The sequence below is a fragment of the Duganella sp. SG902 genome (assembly GCF_013376005.1).
In the GTDB taxonomy this organism is placed as follows: domain Bacteria; phylum Pseudomonadota; class Gammaproteobacteria; order Burkholderiales; family Burkholderiaceae_D; genus Rugamonas.
Map to the genome: position 1 here is coordinate 31225 of NZ_JABMJK010000004.1, position 19562 is coordinate 50786.

The window sequence follows — 19562 nt, forward strand, 5'->3', positions numbered from 1 at the left end:
TCCTTATACTTCGCTGGCGATGGGATCGGTGGAGGCGATGGCCTTACCGCGTTCGGTGTTGCGGGTATTGTAGAACGTCGCGGCCATGCCCGACGCGAGAATGATGCCGATGCCGGCCCAGCTGTGCCAGTCGAACACGTCGTCGAAGATGAACACGCCCCAGGCGCTGGAGAACACGATGCCGGTGTACTGCAGGTTGGCCACCACCAGCGTGTTGCCCAGGCGGTAGGCGCGCGTCATGGCGATCTGCGCGCTGGTGGCGCACACGCCGATGGCCAGCAGCAGCAGGCCGCTGCGCCAGGTGGTGACTGGATGGAATTGCGGCCCGTCGGCGCCGCCGCCGATCAACACGCCGACGACGCCGGCCAGCAGGTTCATCACGGTGAAATAGAACACCACGCGGTTTTCCGGCTCGCCGGCCAGGCCCATCTTGCGGACCTGCATGTAGGCGGTGGCGGTGATCATGCTCGAGCCCAGCGCGATCAGCGCCGGCGTCAGCTGGTTGGCGTGGAAGGCCGGCCGCAGCAGCAGCGTGACGCCGACAAAACTCAGCCCGACCGCCAGCATCAGCGGCCATTTGACGTCGTTGCGGGAATGCCACCAGCCCATGGCGAACAGCCAGGCGGCGATCCAGATCGGCGACATGTAGTTGAGGGTCATGGCGGTGGCCAGCGGCAGCTGGCCGATCGAGTAGTACCACAGCCACAGGGAGATCACGCCGATGATGCCGCGCCACAGGTGGGCGCCGGGCATGGTGGTGCGGAAGGTTTCGCCGGACAGCTTGATGATGGCGCCGAGGGTGATCACGCCGACCACGCCCCGGTACAAGACCAATTCGGATGTTGAGAATTCAACCGAGGCCAGTTTCACGCACACGCCCATGACGGCAAACATAAAACTCGCGAACAACATCCAGAGTGACTGCATCGTGAAACCTTATAAACCCATCTTGCGTTGATACCATTCGTGGAAGTGCTGCATGCCGTCCTCCATCGGCGACTGATACGGCCCGCCGTCCGTCTCGCCGCGCGCCATCAGGGCCCTGCGGCCGGCGTCCATGCGCTGGCCGATCTCATCGTCCTCGATGCAGGTTTCCATGTAGGCCGCGCGTTCGGCCTCGATGAACTCGCGCTCGAACAGCACGATTTCTTCCGGATAGTAGAACTCCACCACGTTCCTGGTGCGCTGCGGACCTTCCGGCCACAGGGTCGACACCACCAGCACGTGCGGATACCACTCGACCATGATGTTCGGGTACAGGGTCAGCCAGATGGCGCCGTAGGGCGGCGGTTCGCCGCCGCGGAACTTGAGCACCTGCTCCTGCCAGTGCTTGTAGACTTCCGAGCCGGACTTCTTCAGGCCCTTGTGCACGCCCACGGTCTGCACGCTGTACTCGCGGCCGAACTCCCAGCGCAGGTCGTCGCAGGTGACGAAGCTGCCCAGGCCAGGGTGGAAGGGCTCGACGTGATAATCCTCCAGGTAGACCTCGATGAAGGTCTTCCAGTTGTAGTCGCAGTCGTGCACTTCCACGTGGTCCAGCATGTAGCCGCTGAAATCCAGGTCCTTGGTCACGGACAGGTTGTTCAGCTCCTGCATGACGTTGTAGCCGTTTTGCTCGAACAGCAGGCCGTTCCAGCTTTGCAGCCGGGTCTTGGGCAGGTTCAGGCAGGGCGTCTCGGGGAAGTGCGGCGCGCCGATCAGTTCACCCTTGAGGTCATAGGTCCAGCGGTGCAGGGGGCAGACAATGTTGTTGGCGTTGCCGCGGCCATTGAACATCAACGCCTGGCGGTGGCGGCAGACGTTGGACAACAGCTCCAGCCCGTTGGCGTTGCGGACCAGCATGCGGCCTTCGTTCTCGGCGGCCAGGGTTGCAAAGTCGCCAACATTCGGCACCATCAGCTCGTGTCCGACGTAGCGCGGCCCGGGCTGGAAGAGTTGCTGCATTTCGCGCTGCAGTAGCGCTTCGTCGAAATAGACGTTAACCGGAAGTTGCGCGGTTGGCCGCGCTAGCTTGGCGTGGGTACCCAGATCGGACATCCAAACCCCCCTTAATTAAAATTTCAAACCAAGAAGAGACAGAATCCGTAAAGACGACCCGCATTCTTATGCGTTGAGGTGGTATTTAGGACAGAACCGGCGATTATACCGTCTTTTCAGCAATTCGGGGTCAATCCGGGGTCAGGTCCTCCATTTCTACACGGACTCTACCGTAGCGGCCGCTACGGTAGAGCCCGTGTAGAAATGGAGGACCTGACCCCGGATTGCGATAAAATCCACTGTTGGCCGCTAATGTTCCACCGGATAAGGTGGTTTGTTCTAAAATATCGGGCTAAGATAACTGAGTGACCTATGTCTAAGAAATTAACCGCCGACGCGACCGCCGCCGCTCCCGCTTCGTTCGAAGAAGCGATGGCGGAACTGGCACAGCTGGTTGCACAAATGGAGGCAGGCCAACTGCCGCTGGAAGCCTCGGTCGCCGCCTACGCGCGCGGCTCGGAGCTGGTGAAGTTCTGCGCCGCCCAGCTGGAAAAGGTGGAGTCGCAAGTCAAGGTGCTGGAAGGCGAGATGCTCAGGCCCTTCGTCGCCACCGGCGAGGGCGAACAATGAACCCCGCTTTCGACGACTGGATGAAAACCGTGCAGGCCCGCTCGGAAAACGATCTGTCCGCCTACCTGCCCGCCGCCGATGTGATCCCCGCCAAGCTGCATGAAGCGATGCGCTACGCGCTGCTCGGCGGCGGCAAGCGGGTGCGCCCGCTGCTGGTGTACGCGGCCGGCGCCCTGTTCGGCGCCGACGCCGAGACCCTGAGCCGCGCGGCGGCGGCGGTGGAGATGATCCACGCCTATTCGCTGGTGCACGACGACATGCCGTGCATGGACGACGATGAACTGCGCCGCGGCAAGCCGACGGTGCACGTGGCCTACGACGAGGCGACCGCGCTGCTGGTCGGCGACGCGCTGCAATCGCAGGCCTTCCTGGTGCTGTCGGAGGCCGCGGCCGTGTCGCCGACGCGGCTGGTGGCGATGCTGCGCCTGCTGGCGCACGCCTCCGGCTCGGCCGGCATGTGCGGCGGCCAGGCCATCGATCTGGACAGCGTCGGCGTCAGCCTGACGCTGGAGCAGCTGGAGCGGATGCACCAGCTCAAAACCGGCGCCTTGCTGCGCGCGTCCGTGGTGCTGGGCGCCCTGGCCGGCAAGGATCTGGCCGACGAGGAGTTGAACGCGCTGAACGTCTATGCGCGCGCCATCGGCCTGGCGTTCCAGGTGGTGGACGATGTGCTCGACGCGACGGCCGATTCGGCCACGCTGGGCAAGACCGCCGGCAAGGACGCCGCCGATAACAAGCCGACCTACGTTTCCATCCTGGGTCTGGAGCCATCGCGCGCGCTGGCGGAAAAATTGCGGCTCGACGCGCACGCAGCGCTCGCGCCGTTTGGAGAAAAAGCTCTGCGATTACGCGAACTCGCGGATTTGATCGTGCAGCGGAAGGCTTAAATGAACTTGCTCGAAAAAATAGATTCCCCGGCCGATGTACGCAAACTGCCGTACAGCCAATTGACGCCGCTGGCGCATGAACTGCGCGCCTACCTGCTCGATTCCGTGTCCAAGACCGGCGGCCACCTGTCGTCCAACCTGGGCACGGTGGAGCTGACGGTGGCGCTGCATTACGTGTTCAACACGCCGCACGACCGCATCGTCTGGGACGTGGGACACCAGACCTATTCGCACAAGATCCTGACCGGCCGCCGCGACAAGATGTCGACGCTGCGCCAGCTGGGCGGCATTTCGGGCTTCCCGAAGCGCGACGAATCCGAGTACGACACCTTCGGCACCGCGCACTCCTCGACCTCGATTTCGGCGGCGCTGGGCATGGCGCAGGCGGCCAAGATCAAGGGCGAGCATCGCCACGCGATCGCGGTGATCGGCGACGGCTCGATGACGGCCGGCATGGCGTTCGAGGCGCTGAACAACGCCGGTGTGCAGGACGACGTCAACCTGCTGGTGATCCTGAACGATAACGATATGTCGATCTCGCCGCCGGTGGGCGCGCTGAATCGCTACCTGGCGCGCCTGATGTCTGGCCAGTTCTACGCCGCCGCCAAGAACGTCGGCAAGTCGGTCCTGCCCGGCCCCGTGCTGGAGCTGGCGAAGAAGCTGGAAGAACACGCCAAGGGCATGGTGGTGCCGGCCACGATGTTCGAGGAATTCGGCTTTAACTACATCGGCCCGATCGACGGCCACGATCTGAATTCGCTGATTCCGACGCTGCAGAACATCAAGCAGCTGAAGGGGCCGCAGTTCCTGCACGTGGTCACCAAGAAGGGCCAGGGCTACAAGCTGGCCGAGGCCGAGCCTATCCTGTACCACGGCACCGGCAAGTTCAATCCGGCGGAAGGCATCAAGCCCGCCGCCGCGCCATCGAAGAAGACCTACACCGAGGTGTTTGGCGACTGGCTGTGCGACATGGCCGCCGCCGACAAGAAGCTGGTCGGCATCACGCCGGCCATGCGCGAGGGTTCGGGCATGGTGCGCTTCGACCAGGAATATCCGGATCGCTATTTCGACGTCGGCATCGCCGAGCAGCACTCGGTGACCTTCGGCGCCGGCCTGGCGTGCGAAGGCTTGAAGCCGGTGGTGGCGATTTATTCGACCTTCCTGCAGCGCGCCTACGATCAGCTGATTCACGACGTGGCGCTGCAGAACCTGGACGTGACGTTCGCGCTGGACCGCGCGGGCCTGGTGGGCGCGGATGGCGCCACCCACGCCGGCAATTACGATCTGGCTTACCTGCGCTGCATCCCGAACATGGTGGTGATGGCGGCCTCGGACGAGAATGAATGCCGTCAGATGCTGACCACCGGCTATCACTACAACGGCCCGGCGGCGATCCGCTATCCGCGTGGCGCCGGCGTCGGCGCGGCGATTTCGAAAGAACTGACGTCGATTGAAATCGGCAAGGGCGAGATCAAGCGTCGCGGCCAGAAGATCGCGATCCTGGCGTTCGGTTCGATGGTGTCGCCGTCGGTGGCCGCCGGCGACACGTTGAACGCGACCGTGGCCAACATGCGCTTCGTGAAGCCGCTGGACGTGGAGCTGGTGAAGCAGCTGGCCGCCGATCACGATTACTTGGTGACGGTGGAAGAGGGCTGCATCATGGGCGGCGCCGGTGCCGCCGTGGCGGAGGCGCTGGCGGCGGAAGGCATCGTCAAGCCGGTGCTGATGCTTGGCCTGCCGGACAAGTTCATCGACCACGGCGATCCTGCCAAGCTGCTGGCCAGCGTTGGCTTGGACGCCGCCGGCATCACCGCGTCCATCAAACAGCGCTTTGCCAGCGACGAGCCGCGGCTGGTCGTTAATAACGGCTGATCACACGCGCCGCCTCGGCGGCGATTGCCTCGTAGCCGGCGTCGCCCGGGTGCAGGTGATCGCCGCTGTCGTAGCGTTGCCGCATGCGTGACGGACGCTCCGGGTCGCGCAGCAGCGCGTCCACGTCGGCCACCGCGTCGAATTCCTTACTCTCCCTGATCCACTGATTCACCTGCTGGCGCAGCGCGTCCTTGGCGGGCGTGTAATACCCGTCGATTTGCGTGCCTTCGAAGGGCGGCAGCGTGGCGCCGATGATGCGCATCTTGCGCGCGCGGGCCTGCGCGATCAGTTGGCGGTAGGCGGCGATCATGCGGTCGGCGCTCATCGGCGGCTCGTGCGGCGCGAAGATGGATTGCGGCCAGCCGATGTCGTTAATGCCCATCAGGATGATGACGGTGTGCGCGCCAGGTTGGGACAGCACATCCAGCTCAAAGCGCGCGGCGGCGTTGACGCCCATGCGGTCGCCCAGCAGGCGCGCGCCCGAGATGCCGGCGTTGACGACCGCGGTGCCGGGCATCCGCGCAGCCAGATAGTCCGGCCAGCGGCGATCCGCGTCGGGCATGGAGCCGTTGCCGTCGGTGATTGAGTCGCCAAACGCCACAACGGCGCCGGTGGATGGCGCGCCATCGACCCAGATCCCGGACAGCAGCGCGCGGCCATGTAATGGCTCGGCGTCGGGAAGCGTTGCGGCGGAGGCGTGGTTGCCCCTCGCGATGTAGCCGGTCTGCTGCGCGCCCCAGTGGAAGGTCGATAGCGGCGTGCGTCGCGGCAGGTAGACGCTGACGGCCAGCTTCTCCAGCGCCGTCACCGGCATCTCAAGCGGATCGCTCACCAAGGGCGCGCCGGCCGGTATCACCGTCCGACGTTGCCCGCCGAAAGTGAGCGCCATTCCCGCGCCCTCCGCCTTCGCCGCGGCCGGAATGCGGGCGACGCGCGCTTCGCCTATCGTGATGGGCTGAGTGCCATAGCGATTCGACAGCACCACCCGCACGCGTCTGCCGCCAACGCTGATGCGTGCCGTCTCGCGCACCGTCTGGTGCTCCAGCGCGGCTGGCACGCCGGTCGGCAATGCGAATTCCTGTGATCCCCAAGCCGCGTGCGGACTGGCCTGCCACGTGGCCACCCAGTTATCCGCCGCGTGCAGCGGTGCGGCGAAAACAGCCGCCAGCGCGGCGACGGCGATATAGCTTGTCATCTTGCTCTCCTTGAAGTGAAGAGTCCAAGATAGGTCATTCGATCGCTGTGCGGAAGGTGATGAAAATGACTATACTTCATTCATATTTGGAATGAGGACGCAATGGACACCATCCGCTCGTTACGCTGCTTTATGCGCGCCGTGGAACTGGGCAGCCTGTCGGCCGTCGCCCGCGAAGAGGGCAGCACCCAGCCCACCATCAGCAAACTGATGGCCGCGCTGGAGCGTGAACTCGGCGTGCGTCTGTTGGAGCGCAGCACCACCAGCCTGCAGGCCACGCCGCAAGGCATGCGCTTCTACCAGCGCGCGCTGGGCGTGCTGGCCGAATACCAGGAAGCCGTGGCCGAGGCACGCGGCCAGACCGAAACCCCGGCCGGACTGATACGCGTGAACGCGCCAGCCGCCTTCGGCCAGTTCCGGCTCAACGCCTTGCTCGCGCCCTTCCTTGCCGCGTACCCCAAAGTCGACATCGAACTGATACTGGATGACCGCATGGTCGATCTGGTGAAGGAGGGCGTCGACGTCGCTATCCGCCAGGGCCACGAACTGCCGCCCGACGCGATCGCGCGCATGGCCGGCATCTCGCCGCGCCAACTGGTGGCGTCGCCGGCCTACCTCAAAGCGCACGGCACACCGCGCCGGCCGCAAGACCTGGCGCGCCACGATTACATCCGCTTCGCCTGGCTGGCGGACGGCGACACGCTCACGCTGCACAACGGCGAGCGCACCGAAACCATCCAAACCCATGGCCGCTACCGCGTCAACAACGCGCTGGCGATCCGCGATAGTCTGGCTGCCGGCGGTGGCATCGGCCTGTGCCCAATGTGGTTGGTGCAGGACCTGCTCGACAGTGGCGCCCTGGTGCGCGTCTTGCGGAAATGGCACGGCCAGACGCAGCCGCTGCATCTGCTGTCGCCATCGCGCCGCTACCAGCCGGTGCGCGTGCGGCTGTTGCTGGATTACCTCACTGAGCAGATCGGGCGGCTGCCGGGATACAACGCCAGCTGATTTCCCTTGTCTCCGGCGCGGTATGGCCTATATTGATATAAACAGTTTATATCATGGGTCATGATGAAACCGCTCCTTGCAAGCTTGGTGCTGCTGACGGCAAGCGCTTCGGCGCAGGTTCCCGAGTCCGGCCGCTGGCAAGAACTTCGCTTCAGCGCGGACGAGGTGGACGCCAGCATGCAAGAGCGCTACATCGACCGCACCGTCGATCTGGCGGCCGCCGGCAAGCTGGATCGTGACCGCGCATTGCTGGCGCGCCTGCGCTACATCAGCGCTGAACTGATACGGGCGGCGTTCGAGCTGAAACCGGAAGTCGCACGGTGGCAATGGGAAGTTCACACCACCAGCGACGCCGATGTGGATGCCATCTGCATGGCGGGCGGGAAGATACTGGTCGGCAGCGCTTTCGTGCATCAGTTGGCGCTTACCGACGGCGAACTGGCGACCTTGCTGGCGCACGAAGTGGCCCATGTGGTGGCTGAACATCCGCGCGAAACCTTGTCCGAAGCGATGCTGCTCAACCGTTTGCCCGCCGTGCCGCTGGAAGTGGTGATGGCGCGGCTGGATAGTGACCTGTCGTTGCAAATCCGCTTGTCGAGGTTATCCAGCCTTCAGGAGTCCGAAGCCGATCAACTGGGAATGGTACTGGCGCACCGTGCCGGCTGGGCGGCCGACGACATGATCAGCTTTTATCGCAAGCTGGGAGAGGGCGAGCAGGCGGCGCTGGTGTCCAGCGCCTATCCCGCCAGCGAGTCGCGCCTCAGCATGGCCAGAGGCATGGCGCGCTTGTTCAACGATTGACTAGCCGCGCTTGCGTTCGTGCTGCCACAGCACGTCGCTACCGCCCGCGTAGCGGTTCAATACGCGCGATAGAACGAACAACAGATCCGACAAACGGTTCACGTACTGGCGCGGGTGCTCGTGAATTGTCTCCGCCTTGCCCAGCGTGACAATCGCGCGCTCGGCGCGACGGCACACCGTGCGGCAGACATGCGCCTGCGCCGCCGCGCGCGAACCTGCCGGCAGGATGAATTCCGTCAGCGGCGGCAGGGTGGCGTTGTACTTGGCCAGCAGCTCGTCGAGGCGTTCGACGTGCGCTTCCTTGATCATCTGATAGCCGGGAATGCACAACTCGCCGCCCAGGTCGAACAGATCGTGCTGGACGGTGACCAGTTCCTCGCGCAGGTCGGCCGGCATGTCCTCGCACAGCAGCAGGCCGATGTGCGAGTTCAGTTCATCCACCTCGCCGATGGAGGTGATGCGCACGCTGTCCTTGTCGGTACGGCTGCCGTCACCCAGGCCGGTGGTGCCGCCATCGCCGGTTCGCGTGGCGATTTTCGAGAGTCGATTGCCCATGGTGGATCAGCCTTTCGGCGCGATGCTGGCGCGGCGCGGGTTGTAGGGATCGAAGCCCGGCGTATTCCAGAAATCCTGGATGCCCTTGGATTCGTACAGCGGCACTTCCTCGTCATACATCGGGAACAGGCCCGCCAGGAAGATGGTGCGGTCCGGCAGTTCGAACTTGATCTGCTCCTCGTTCATGAACTGCGGGCGATAGACGAAGCAGGCATTCATGGCGCTGTCCTTGGACATCGGCTGATCGAGCTTGAACGAAGCCTGGTAGTGGAACGAGCTATCGTTGAAGAAGGATTGCGCGATGTAGGCGGCGGCGCTGCCCCAGCCGGTGTCCTTGGTGTGCAGCGTGAAGCTGAGTTCCGGCTTGCCGTGCTTCCAGTTCGGGTGATTGGCGTTGGAGAGGCCGGCGGTGACGGCGGTGAGCATGCCCTGCGTTGGGAAATCCTCAAAATAGTAGATCAGCATGCGCGGACGGTTATCCAGCGCCACCTGACCGATCTTGGCCTGCACGCCGAACCGTTCTTCCAGCGCCAGGAGCCAAGCCTGTTCGAAATTGTGTTCCATACTCTTGTTCCAGTAGTTGTAGTAGCTGCGCCCGAAAGAATACAACAAATCAGCGTTTGTGCTTACAATTGTCTCAATCCGTGTTTTCAGGCGCATAACCCATGAACACAGTTTCTGATCTTAACGCGCGGCGGGCACAGGTCGCGGCGGCGTTGCAGCAGGTGTTGCCGGCGCGGGCCGTGTTGTCGGCGCAGGAGGATACCCGTCCGTATGAGTGCGACGGCCTGGCCGCCTATCGGCAACTGCCGATGATTGTCGTGCTGCCCGACAGCGAACAGCAGGTCATCGCCGTGCTCAAGGTCTGCCGTGAACTCGGTGTGCCGGTGGTGCCGCGTGGCGCGGGTACGGGTCTTTCAGGCGGTGCGATGCCGATCGCCGAGGGTGTGGTGCTGTCGACCGCGCGCCTCAACCGCATCGTGCGCATGGATGCGTTCTCGCGCACGGCGGTGGTACAGCCGGGCGTGCGCAATCTGGCGATTTCGGAGGCGGCCGCGCAGCATGGCCTGTACTATGCGCCCGATCCTTCCTCGCAGATCGCCTGCACCATCGGCGGCAACGTGGCCGAGAATTCGGGCGGCGTGCACTGCCTGAAGTATGGCCTGACGGTGCATAACGTGCTGCGTGTGCGCATGGTGACCATCGATGGCGAGGTGGTGGAGCTGGGCGGCGAGGCGCTGGATGCGCCGGGCCTCGACCTGCTGTCGGTCTTCATCGGCTCCGAGGGCATGCTGGGCATCGTGACCGAAGCGACGGTCAAGCTGGTGCCCAAACCGGCGACCGCGCGCGTCATCATGGCGTCGTTCGACGAGGTGGTGAAGGGCTGTCACGCGGTGGCGGCGCTGATCGCCGCCGGCATCATCCCGGCCGGGCTGGAGATGATGGACCAGACTTCGTCACGCATGGTGGAGCCGTTCGTCAAGGCGGGTTACGACACCGATGCCGCCGCCATCCTGCTGTGCGAGGCCGATGGCACGGTCGAGGAGGTGGAGGAGGAGATCGCCCGCATGTCGGCGGTGCTGAATACGGCCGGCGCGATCGCCATCGCCGTGTCGCAGTCGGAGGCGGAGCGGCTGAAGTTCTGGTCCGGCCGCAAGAACGCGTTCCCGGCCGCCGGTCGCATCTCGCCGGATTACTACTGCATGGACGGCACCATTCCACGCAAGCGTCTTGGCGAGGTGCTGGCCGGTATCGCGGCGATGGAGACCAAGTATGGCCTGCGCTGCGCCAATGTGTTCCACGCTGGCGACGGCAATCTGCATCCGCTGATTCTGTTCAATGCGAATATCCCGGACGAGTTCCATCGCGCCGAGGCGTTTGGCGCGGAGATCCTGGCGCTGTGCGTGGAAGTCGGCGGCACCATCACCGGCGAGCATGGCGTCGGCATTGAGAAGATCGATTCGATGTGCGTGCAGTTCAAGCCCGCCGAACTGGAAGCCTTCTTCTCTGTGAAGCGCAGCTTCGATCCACACGGTCTGCTCAATCCCGACAAGGCGATCCCCACGCTGAACCGCTGCGCCGAATTCGGCAAGATGCGTGTCAGCGGCGGCGTGCTGCCGTTCTCCCACCTTCCACGCTTTTGAAGATGACTGTCTACGACGATTTCGCCGCCCGCATCCGCACCACGCAAACGCCGTTGCGCATACGCGGTGGCGGCACCAAGGACTGGTACGGCCAGGCGCTGAAGGGCGATGTGCTGGACACGCGCGTCAACTGCGGCATCGTTTCGTACGAGCCCACGGAGCTGCTGATCACCGCGCGCTGCGGCACGCCGCTGGCGGAGATCGAAACGCTGCTGGCGCGGCACAATCAAATGCTGGCGTTTGAACCGCCGCGCTACGAGGGCTCGACCATCGGCGGTGTGGTGGCCAGCGCCTTGTCCGGACCGCGCCGCGCCAGCGCCGGCGCGGTGCGCGATTTCGTGCTGGGCGCGGTGCTGATGGATGGCCGTGGCGAAATCCTCCGCTTTGGCGGACAGGTGATGAAGAACGTGGCCGGCTACGACGTCTCGCGCCTGTTGGCTGGTTCGCTGGGGACATTGGGGCTGATCCTGGAAGTCTCGCTCAAAGTGTTGCCGGTGCCCTTGCGCGAGGCCAGCCTGCGGTTCGGGATGAGCGAGGTCGATGCGCTTCGCTGTCTGAACGAGTGGGCAGGGCAGCCGTTGCCGATATCGGCCAGTTGCTGGCATAAGGATGTGCTGTCGCTGCGCCTGTCCGGCGCGGATGCGGCGGTGGAGGCGGCGCTGCGCAAGCTGGGTGGACAAGCGCTGGAGGGCGCTGAGGCGAACGCGTTCTGGGCTTCGCTGCGCGACCAGACGCACGCTTACTTTGATGGCGGCAGTTTGTGGCGCATGTCGGTGCCGTCGCATGCCAGTGCGTTGATATTGCGCGGCGAGCAGTTGATCGAGTGGGGCGGTGCGCAGCGCTGGCTCAAGCTGGCGGAGGATGACGCCGCCAACAGCGGCGAACGCGCCGGCGCGATACGCCGCAGCGTCGCCGCCGCGGGCGGACACGCGACGCTGTTCCGTGGCGGCGACAAGAGCGTGGGCGTGTTCCACCCGCTGGCGCCGGCGGTGGCGAACATTCACGAGCGGCTCAAGCAGTCGTTTGATCCGGCGGGGATCTTTAATCCGGGGCGCATGTATGCAGACTAATCTGGCCGACTTCATCAAGCACACGCGCGAAGGCGAAGAGGCGGACGCCATCCTGCGCGCTTGCGTGCACTGCGGGTTTTGCACGGCCACCTGTCCGACCTATCAACTGCTGGGCGATGAACTGGATGGGCCGCGCGGCCGCATCTACCTCATCAAACAGGTGTTGGAAGGCGCGGAGGTGACGGCGAAAACGCAGACGCATCTTGACCGCTGCCTGACGTGCCGCAATTGCGAGACCACCTGTCCGTCCGGCGTCAAATACGGACGGTTGGTGGATATCGGCCGCAAGGTCGTGGAGGAGCGCGTGGAGCGGCCACTGGGCGAGCGGATCAAGCGCAAGCTGCTGGTGGAAGGACTGACGCGCAAGGCCTTGTTCGGCGCGGCGTTAAGGGCGGGGCAGATATTCCGTCCGCTGCTGTCGCCGGCGTTGCAGGACAAGGTGCCGCAGCGCCAGGATGCCGGCGTGTGGCCGACACGCGAACATGCACGCAAGATGCTGGTGCTGGATGGTTGCGCGCAGCCGGCCATGGCGCCCAACATCAACGCGGCCACCGCGCGCGTGCTGGATGCGCTGGGCGTGCAGTTGATCGTCGCCCCACGCGCGGGATGCTGCGGCGCGCTGCGCCATCATATGAACGAGCAGGACGCGGCGCTGGACGATATGCGCCGTAATATCGACGCGTGGTGGCCGTACGTGCGGCGGGGCGAGGTCGAGGCCATCGTCATGACCGCGTCGGGTTGTGGCGCGACGGTGAAGGAATACGGCCATTTGCTGGCGCACGATCCGGCGTATGCGGAGCAGGCCGCGCGCATCTCGGCGTTGACGAAGGACCTGAGCGAGATCATGCCGCAATTCGAGGCGGAGCTGGCGCAGCGTGCGAGAGCGGTGGCGGCGGGCGCCGCGGGCAAAGGCCGCGTGGCCTATCACCCTCCGTGCACACTGCAGCACGGCCAGCAGATTCGCGGCAAGGTGGAAAGCGTGCTGCGCGCGGTCGGCGTCGACGTGGTGCTGTGCGCGGACAGCCATCTGTGCTGCGGCTCGGCCGGCAGCTACTCCCTGCTGCAACCGGAGCTGTCGCTGCAACTGCGCGACCGCAAGCTCGCCAACCTGCGGGACACCGGCGCGGACACTATCGTGTCCGCCAACGTCGGTTGCAGCGCGCACCTGCAATCGGGGGCCGACATGCCCGTCATGCATTGGATCGAACTGATAGACCGGGCTTTAAATTAAGGCCAGCTGCGAGGTGCCGCCAGCCGGCTCGGTATGCAGATTCAGGATAGGCGGCAGGGTGGCGGCGGCCTGCCACACCGCCGCCGTGTTGAAGCTGGCCACCCATGACAGCACGTCGTTTGCCGGCATCGGCCGGGCGATGCCGTAGCCCTGGACCAGGTCGCAGCCCAGCCGCATCAGCATGGCGCCGTGCTCGATGGTCTCCACGCCCTCCGCGATCACACCCAGGCCAAACGAGCGCGCTAGGCCGATCACCGCGCTGACGAGATACAGATCGTCGCGGTCCACCAGCATGTTGCGCACGAAGCTCTGGTCGATCTTCAGCATGTCGGCCGGCAGCCGCTTCAGATAGGACATCGACGAATAGCCGGTGCCGAAATCATCCAGCGCAAAGCTGATGCCCAGCGCCTGGCAGTCCAGCATGATGCCGCGCACGTGGGCGATGTCGCTGAGCGCCGACGACTCCAGTATCTCCAGCTCCAGCATGTGCGGCGGCACGTCCGGATACTCGGCCAGTATCGCCTTCAGCCGCTCGACAAAATCGTGGCGCTGGAAATGGCGGGCCGCGATGTTCACGCTGATCACCCAGTTGGCGTCGAACGTGCGCCACGACTGCAGCTGGCACAGCGCCTCGCGCAGCACCCATTCGCCGATGTCCACAATCACATCGGTGTGCTCCACGATCGGCAGGAACTCGCCCGGTCCGATGATGCCGCGCTGCGGATGCTGCCAACGCAGCAGCGCCTCCATGCCGATAATGCGGCCCTTGCGCATATCGAGCTTGGGCTGGTAGTACAGCGCCAGCTCATTGGCGCGCACCGCGTTGCGCACCTCGGTGCGGCGGTTGTGATGCGTGCGCACCTGCTCATCGAGGTCGGCGTCGAAGAAGTGATAGCGGTTGCGGCCCGTGATCTTGGCCTGGTACAGAGCCTGGTCGGCGTGGCGCAGCAGGCTGTCGGCGCTGATGTCGTTGCCGGTGTAGACCGCGATGCCGGCGCTGGCCGACATGTTCACCGCCTCGCCGTCGCAGACGTAATCGCGCGACAGGGCGGCCATCAGCTTGCCCATGGCGTAATCGATGGCGGCGCGGTCGTTCAGATCCGGCAGCAGCAGCACGAATTCATCGCCGCCCAGGCGCGCCACGTAGTGACGCTGGCCGGCGAAGTCGTGCAGGCGGCTGGCGGCCTGCTTCAGGATCTCGTCGCCCACCGCCTGGCCCAGCGACTGGTTCACGTGCTGGAAGTGGTCAAGGTCGAACAGACACACGGCCAGCAGGTAATTCTGCTCGCGCGCGCGCGCCACCTCCTGCTCGAAGCGCAACGCCAGCGCCGAACGATTGGGCAGGCCGGTCAAGGTATCGTGATTGCTCTGCCACGAAATCTGCTGGATCAGCTGGCGGCGCTCGGTCACGTCGCGGAACACCAGCACCGAACCCTGGACCTCGCCCAGCGGCGTGCGGATGGCGTTGGCGGTGTACTCGACGATGCAGGTCTGGCCGAGGCGGTGGCGCAGGCTTTGGTTGCCCACCTTGACCACGTCGCCGCCGGCGTAAATCGCCCGCATCGATTTCAGCAGCGAGTGCTGGCCGAAGTTATTCGCCAACACAAATACCTGGTGCAGCTCCATGCCGCGCGCGTTCGCGGCCGACCAGCCGGTCAGCTTTTGCGCCACCTCGTTGATGGTGTCGATGCGGCCGGTCAGGTCGGTGGTGATGACGGCGTCGCCGATCGATGTCAGCGTCACCTCGATGCGGTCCTTCTCCACCTGCAGCTGCTGCTGCGCCAGCAGCGTGCGTGTCAACTGGGTGCTCAGCTCATTCTGGCTTTGCTGCAGCTTGTGCACCAGCGCCTGCACGCGCTGCGCCATGTTGTTGAAGGTGCTGGCCAGCATGCGCGCCTCCAGCGTGCCGCTGACCGGCAGGCGCACCGCGTGGTCGCCGTTCTGGAAACGGTTGGTGGCGTCGGCCAGCCGGCGCAGCATGCGCTTGTTGGCGAAGATGATAATCCCCAGCAGCGTGTAGATGATGCTGACGTTGACCGCAGAGATCAGCGCCTGCTGGTGCACGCTGCGCCACACCTGTCCGACGGGCAGCGTTGGTTCGAAGCTCAGCGCCAGCGTGGCGTCGCCCAGGCTGACACTGCGGTTGATGGCGCGGATGCGGCTGAAGCGCGTGAACCAGTCCGGATACTCGCGTTTGGCGTGCACGCCGCGCAGCGCTTCCAGATGGCCGCCGGCGTAATCGAGGCGCGCCGCCGTCAGATCGGGGTTGAGCAGCAGGGAGGCCGACAGCGCCGTCTCCAGGGCGCCGCGATCGGGCGCCGCCAGGATCGGCAGCAGCGTCTTTTGCAGGTGCGTGGCCAGCTCGCCGGCGTCGCGCTGGTAGCGCTCCTCGGCGTAGCTGGTTTCGGATTTCAGCATCAGGTGGTAGCGTACGCCCACCACCACCGCGATGATGACGAAGATGGGCAGGAACAAGCGCGAATACATCCCCATCCGAAGCCACGGCGAGACTATTTTTCCTAGCAAGGACATAGGCGACTGATGTGATAGGAACCAAGGTCCATTATTACTTAAAAGTTAAACTTTTTGACGTTTTTTGGAAAACGTTTTCAATTTTTTTCCCGTTGTCGTGGACATTTTGTTGCGAGGATTATTCAGCCAACAGCTTTTCTATGTCCGCGATCAATTCTTCCGGCTTGGTGGACGGCGCGTAGCGGTCGTAGACCGTGCCGTCCTTGCGGATCAGGAACTTGGTGAAATTCCACTTGATGCGCTCGGTGCCGAGGATGCCGGGCGCGTCCCGCTTCAGCTTCTGGAACAGCGGGTGGGCGCCGGCGCCGTTGACGTCGATCTTGGCGAACAGCGGGAAGGTGACGCCGTAGTTCTTTTCGCAGAAGGCGCCGATCTCGTCGGCCTGGCCCGGCTCCTGCGCGCCGAACTGGTTGCAGGGGAAGCCCAGCACCTCCACGCCGCGCTCCTTGAACTGCTGATAGACCGCCTCCAGCCCCTTGTACTGCGGCGTGAAGCCGCACTTGCTGGCGGTGTTGACGATCAACAGCACCTTGCCCTTGTACCGGCTCAGGTTGACGGGTTGGCCGGACAGTCCGTCGGCCGAGAAGTCGAAAACAGTGCTCATCAGATGATACCCAAATGTTCGGTGCCGGCGGACAGGTCGCGGTTCTTCGCGGCCTTGCCTTCCAGCTTGATAGCCAGTCGCAGGTCGTTGACGGAGTCGGCGTTGCGCAGGGCGTCCTCGTAGGTGATGAGGTCGGCCTCGTGCAGGTCGAACAGCGACTGGTCGAAGGTCTGCATGCCGAGCTCGCGCGACTTCTTCATCAACTCCTTGATCTCGTGCACCTGGCCCTTGAAGATCAGGTCCGAGATCAGCGGCGAGTTCAGCAGGATCTCGATGGCCACCGCGCGGCCCTTGGACTCCTTGCGCGGAATCAGGCGCTGCGAAATCATGCCCTTGAGGTTGAGCGACAAATCCATCAGCAGCTGCTGGCGGCGTTCCTCGGGGAAGAAGTTGATGATGCGGTCGAGCGCCTGGTTGGCGCTGTTGGCGTGCAGCGTGGCCAGGCACAGGTGGCCGGTCTCGGCGAAGGCGATGGCGTGGTCCATGGTGGCGCGGTCGCGGATCTCGCCGATCTGGATCACGTCGGGGGCCTGGCGCAGCGTGTTCTTCAGCGCCACCTCCCAGTCGTCGGTGTCGACGCCGACCTCGCGCTGGGTGACGATGCAGTTCTTGTGCGGGTGGACGTACTCGACCGGGTCCTCGATGGTGATGATGTGGCCGTAGCTGTTCTCATTGCGGTAGCCGAGCATGGCGGCCAGCGTGGTCGACTTGCCGGAGCCGGTGGCGCCGACCATGATCACCAGGCCGCGCTTGGCCATCACCACCTCCTTGAGCACCTCGGGCAGGCCGAGGTCCTCGAGCCTGGGGATCTCGGAGGTGATGGTCCGCAGCACCATCCCGACCGAGCTCATCTGCACAAACGCGGACACGCGGAAGCGGCCGATGTCGCCGGGGCTGATGGCGAAGTTGGCCTCCTTGGTGAGCTCGAAACTGGCGGCCTGCTTATCGTTCATGATCGAGCGGGCGAGGTCGAGCGTGTGGGCGGCGGTCAGCACCTGCGACGACACCGGCGTCATCTTGCCGTCGATCTTGATCGCGGGCGGGAAGCCGGCGGTGATGAACAAGTCCGAGCCCTTCTTCGCCAGCATCAGGCGCAGCAGGTCGAACATAAATTTGGAGGCCTGGTCGCGTTCCATGATCAATCCTTAAATTCGGGGTCAGCTCTGACATTCGGACATTGGGGAACTATTTTGAAAAAAAAATAGTTCCCCAATGTCCGAATGTCAGAGCTGACCCCGATGTTTTAGCCGGGGAAGTTTTCCGGGGTTTTGGCGGCGCTGCGGGCGGCGGCGGCGCTGATGATGTTGCGGCGGACCAGGTCGGTCAGGTTCTGGTCCAGCGTCTGCATGCCCACCCCGCTGCCGGTCTGGATCGCCGAGTACATTTGCGCCACTTTCGCTTCGCGGATCAGGTTGCGGATCGCCGGCGTCGCCACCATGATCTCGTGCGCCGCCACCCTGCCGGCGCCATCCTTGGTCTTCAGCAGGGTCTGCGAGATCACGGCCTGCAGCGATTCGGACAGCATGGCGCGCACCATTTCCTTCTCGTCGGCCGGGAACACGTCGACGATGCGGTCGATGGTCTTGGCCGCCGACGAGGTGTGCAGCGTGCCGAACACCAGGTGGCCGGTCTCGGCCGCCGACAGCGCCAGGCGGATGGTCTCCAGGTCGCGCAGCTCGCCCACCAGGATGGCGTCCGGGTCTTCGCGCAGCGCCGAGCGCAGCGCGTTGTTGAACGACAGCGTGTGCGGCCCCACCTCGCGCTGGTTGATCAGGCATTTCTTGGATTCGTGCACGAACTCGATCGGGTCCTCGATCGTCAGGATGTGGCCGTACTCGTTCTCGTTGAGGTGGTTGACCATGGCCGCCAGCGTGGTCGACTTGCCGGAGCCGGTCGGCCCGGTCACCAGCACCAGCCCGCGCGGCTTGAGCGCGAACTCGGCGAAGATCCTGGGCGCGTTCAGGTCCTCCAGGCTGAGGATCTTGGACGGGATGGTGCGCAGCACCGCCGACGCGCCGCGCTCCTGGTTGTAGGCGTTGACGCGGAAGCGCGCCAGCCCGGGGATCGAAAACGAGAAGTCGATCTCCAGCATTTCCTCGTACACCTTGCGCTGGCCGTCGTTCATGATGTCATAGATCATGCCGTGCACGTCCTTGTGCTCCAGCGGCGGCAGGTTGATGCGCCGCACGTCGCCGTGCACCCGTATCATCGGCGGCAGGCCGGCCGACAGGTGCAGGTCCGAGGCCTTGTTCTTGACAGAGAATGCGAGTAGTTCGGAGATGTCCATTTATAATCCCTGCTGAATGTGCCCCAGTGGCCTGGTTTTAACGCCTTTGACTCGATGATTATGTCCCCGATCCGCCAGAACTTGCAAGCAATCACCGCGACAATTGTTGCTACAACCCAAGAATCTGGCCGCCAGCCGGACGCCGTGCGCTTGCTGGCGGTGTCCAAGACCTTCGGCCCGGAGGCGGTGCAAGAGGCGGTGGCCGCCGGCCAGCGCGCCTTTGGCGAGAATTATCTGCAGGAGGGCCTGGATAAGATCCGTGCACTGAACGACGCCGGCGCGCCCGCGCTGGAGTGGCACTTCATCGGTCCGATCCAGAGCAACAAGACGCGTCCCATCGCCGAGCACTTCGCGTGGGTGCACACGGTCGAGCGCGAGAAGATCGCGGCGCGGCTGTCCGAGCAGCGGCCGGCCGGCATGGCGCCGCTGCAGATTTGTTTGCAGGTGAATATCAGCGGCGAGGCCAGCAAGAGCGGCGTCGCCCCGGAGGAGGTGGCGGCGCTGGCCCACAAGGTCGCGACGCTGCCGAATCTGACCCTGCGCGGCCTGATGGCGATCCCCGAGCCGGCCGTGGAGTTTGCGCAGCAGCGCGCGGCGTTCGCCCGCCTGCGCGCTTTGTACGAGCAGCTGCGCGCCGACGGGCTGGCGCTCGATACGCTGTCGATGGGCATGTCGGCCGACATGCGGGCGGCGATCTTCGAGGGCGCGACCATTGTGCGCGTCGGCAGCGCGATTTTTGGCGCACGAAACTACAACAAGGCTTGAGACA

The 19562-nt window shown here is 64.5% G+C and carries 18 protein-coding genes; 9 read left to right on the top strand and 9 right to left on the bottom strand.

Annotation, left to right across the window (positions count from 1 at the left end):
* Positions 1 to 3: 3 nt before the first annotated feature.
* A complete protein-coding gene (locus tag FHW83_RS09495; protein WP_176646119.1) occupies positions 4 to 927 on the bottom strand; it encodes a DMT family transporter in 924 nt (307 codons plus the stop codon).
* Positions 928 to 936: 9 nt separating this feature from the next.
* Complete coding sequence (locus FHW83_RS09500) at positions 937 to 2037, bottom strand: aromatic ring-hydroxylating dioxygenase subunit alpha (protein ID WP_176646120.1); 1101 nt, start codon at positions 2035 to 2037, stop codon at positions 937 to 939.
* A 312-nt stretch (positions 2038 to 2349) separates the two neighbouring features.
* On the opposite strand from FHW83_RS09500, the gene FHW83_RS09505 reads away from it, so the two are divergent.
* The 3 genes from FHW83_RS09505 to dxs are packed head-to-tail and all read left to right on the top strand — an operon-like array spanning position 2350 to position 5366.
* Complete coding sequence (locus FHW83_RS09505) at positions 2350 to 2607, top strand: exodeoxyribonuclease VII small subunit (RefSeq protein ID WP_176646121.1); 258 nt, start codon at positions 2350 to 2352, stop codon at positions 2605 to 2607.
* Positions 2604 to 3494: a polyprenyl synthetase family protein gene (locus FHW83_RS09510; RefSeq protein ID WP_176646122.1), complete on the top strand. Its 891-nt coding sequence runs from the start codon at positions 2604 to 2606 to the stop codon at positions 3492 to 3494. Before FHW83_RS09505 ends, FHW83_RS09510 begins: the two co-directional genes overlap by 4 nt.
* Positions 3495 to 5366 (top strand): 1-deoxy-D-xylulose-5-phosphate synthase, encoded by a 1872-nt coding sequence (gene dxs, locus FHW83_RS09515; RefSeq protein ID WP_176646123.1) that lies wholly within the window; start codon positions 3495 to 3497, stop codon positions 5364 to 5366. It begins immediately after the preceding gene.
* Here dxs and FHW83_RS09520 read toward each other — a convergent pair.
* A complete protein-coding gene (locus FHW83_RS09520; protein WP_176646124.1) occupies positions 5353 to 6561 on the bottom strand; it encodes an SGNH/GDSL hydrolase family protein in 1209 nt (402 codons plus the stop codon). The two genes, dxs and FHW83_RS09520, sit on opposite strands and share 14 nt — an antisense overlap.
* A gap of 102 nt (positions 6562 to 6663) precedes the next feature.
* Between FHW83_RS09520 and FHW83_RS09525 the strand changes: the two genes are divergently transcribed.
* Together FHW83_RS09525 and FHW83_RS09530 are read left to right on the top strand one after the other, a co-directional pair.
* Positions 6664 to 7569 (top strand): LysR family transcriptional regulator, encoded by a 906-nt coding sequence (locus tag FHW83_RS09525; RefSeq protein WP_176646125.1) that lies wholly within the window; start codon positions 6664 to 6666, stop codon positions 7567 to 7569.
* 60 nt (positions 7570 to 7629) lie between these two features.
* Positions 7630 to 8370 (top strand): M48 family metalloprotease, encoded by a 741-nt coding sequence (locus tag FHW83_RS09530; protein ID WP_176646126.1) that lies wholly within the window; start codon positions 7630 to 7632, stop codon positions 8368 to 8370.
* Here the strand turns inward: FHW83_RS09530 and FHW83_RS09535 are convergent, their stop codons facing one another.
* Complete coding sequence (locus FHW83_RS09535; RefSeq protein WP_176646127.1) at positions 8371 to 8925, bottom strand: cob(I)yrinic acid a,c-diamide adenosyltransferase; 555 nt, start codon at positions 8923 to 8925, stop codon at positions 8371 to 8373. It abuts the gene before it with no gap.
* Positions 8926 to 8931: 6 nt separating this feature from the next.
* Entirely contained in the window at positions 8932 to 9489 is a 558-nt protein-coding gene (locus FHW83_RS09540) for a suppressor of fused domain protein (protein WP_176646128.1), read from the bottom strand.
* Positions 9490 to 9590: 101 nt separating this feature from the next.
* Between FHW83_RS09540 and FHW83_RS09545 the strand changes: the two genes are divergently transcribed.
* Genes FHW83_RS09545 through glcF form a run of 3 tightly spaced genes read left to right on the top strand, consistent with a single transcriptional unit; the run spans position 9591 to position 13370 of the window.
* Entirely contained in the window at positions 9591 to 11069 is a 1479-nt protein-coding gene (locus FHW83_RS09545) for an FAD-linked oxidase C-terminal domain-containing protein (RefSeq protein WP_176646129.1), read from the top strand.
* 2 nt (positions 11070 to 11071) lie between these two features.
* A complete protein-coding gene (glcE, locus tag FHW83_RS09550) occupies positions 11072 to 12139 on the top strand; it encodes a glycolate oxidase subunit GlcE (RefSeq protein WP_176646130.1) in 1068 nt (355 codons plus the stop codon).
* Positions 12129 to 13370 carry a glycolate oxidase subunit GlcF gene (gene glcF, locus FHW83_RS09555; RefSeq protein ID WP_176646131.1) on the top strand — a complete coding sequence of 414 codons (1242 nt, stop codon included), beginning with the start codon at positions 12129 to 12131 and terminating at the stop codon, positions 13368 to 13370. The genes glcE and glcF overlap by 11 nt, the downstream gene beginning before the upstream one ends.
* On the opposite strand, the gene FHW83_RS09560 is transcribed toward glcF, so the two are convergent.
* From FHW83_RS09560 to FHW83_RS09575, 4 genes are all read right to left on the bottom strand, one after another.
* The gene (locus FHW83_RS09560) at positions 13362 to 15857 is read right to left on the bottom strand and encodes a bifunctional diguanylate cyclase/phosphodiesterase (protein ID WP_229224115.1); all 2496 of its coding nucleotides are present in this window, start codon (positions 15855 to 15857) and stop codon (positions 13362 to 13364) included. The genes glcF and FHW83_RS09560 overlap by 9 nt on opposite strands.
* Before the next feature lie 163 nt (positions 15858 to 16020).
* A complete protein-coding gene (locus FHW83_RS09565; protein ID WP_176646133.1) occupies positions 16021 to 16506 on the bottom strand; it encodes a glutathione peroxidase in 486 nt (161 codons plus the stop codon).
* Positions 16506 to 17642 carry a PilT/PilU family type 4a pilus ATPase gene (locus FHW83_RS09570; RefSeq protein WP_176646134.1) on the bottom strand — a complete coding sequence of 379 codons (1137 nt, stop codon included), beginning with the start codon at positions 17640 to 17642 and terminating at the stop codon, positions 16506 to 16508. The genes FHW83_RS09565 and FHW83_RS09570 overlap by 1 nt, the downstream gene beginning before the upstream one ends.
* Before the next feature lie 107 nt (positions 17643 to 17749).
* Positions 17750 to 18793: a type IV pilus twitching motility protein PilT gene (locus tag FHW83_RS09575; protein ID WP_176646135.1), complete on the bottom strand. Its 1044-nt coding sequence runs from the start codon at positions 18791 to 18793 to the stop codon at positions 17750 to 17752.
* A 60-nt stretch (positions 18794 to 18853) separates the two neighbouring features.
* Here FHW83_RS09575 and FHW83_RS09580 point away from each other — a divergent pair, with 60 nt between their 5' ends.
* Positions 18854 to 19558 carry a YggS family pyridoxal phosphate-dependent enzyme gene (locus FHW83_RS09580; RefSeq protein ID WP_176646136.1) on the top strand — a complete coding sequence of 235 codons (705 nt, stop codon included), beginning with the start codon at positions 18854 to 18856 and terminating at the stop codon, positions 19556 to 19558.
* Positions 19559 to 19562 lie beyond the last annotated feature (4 nt).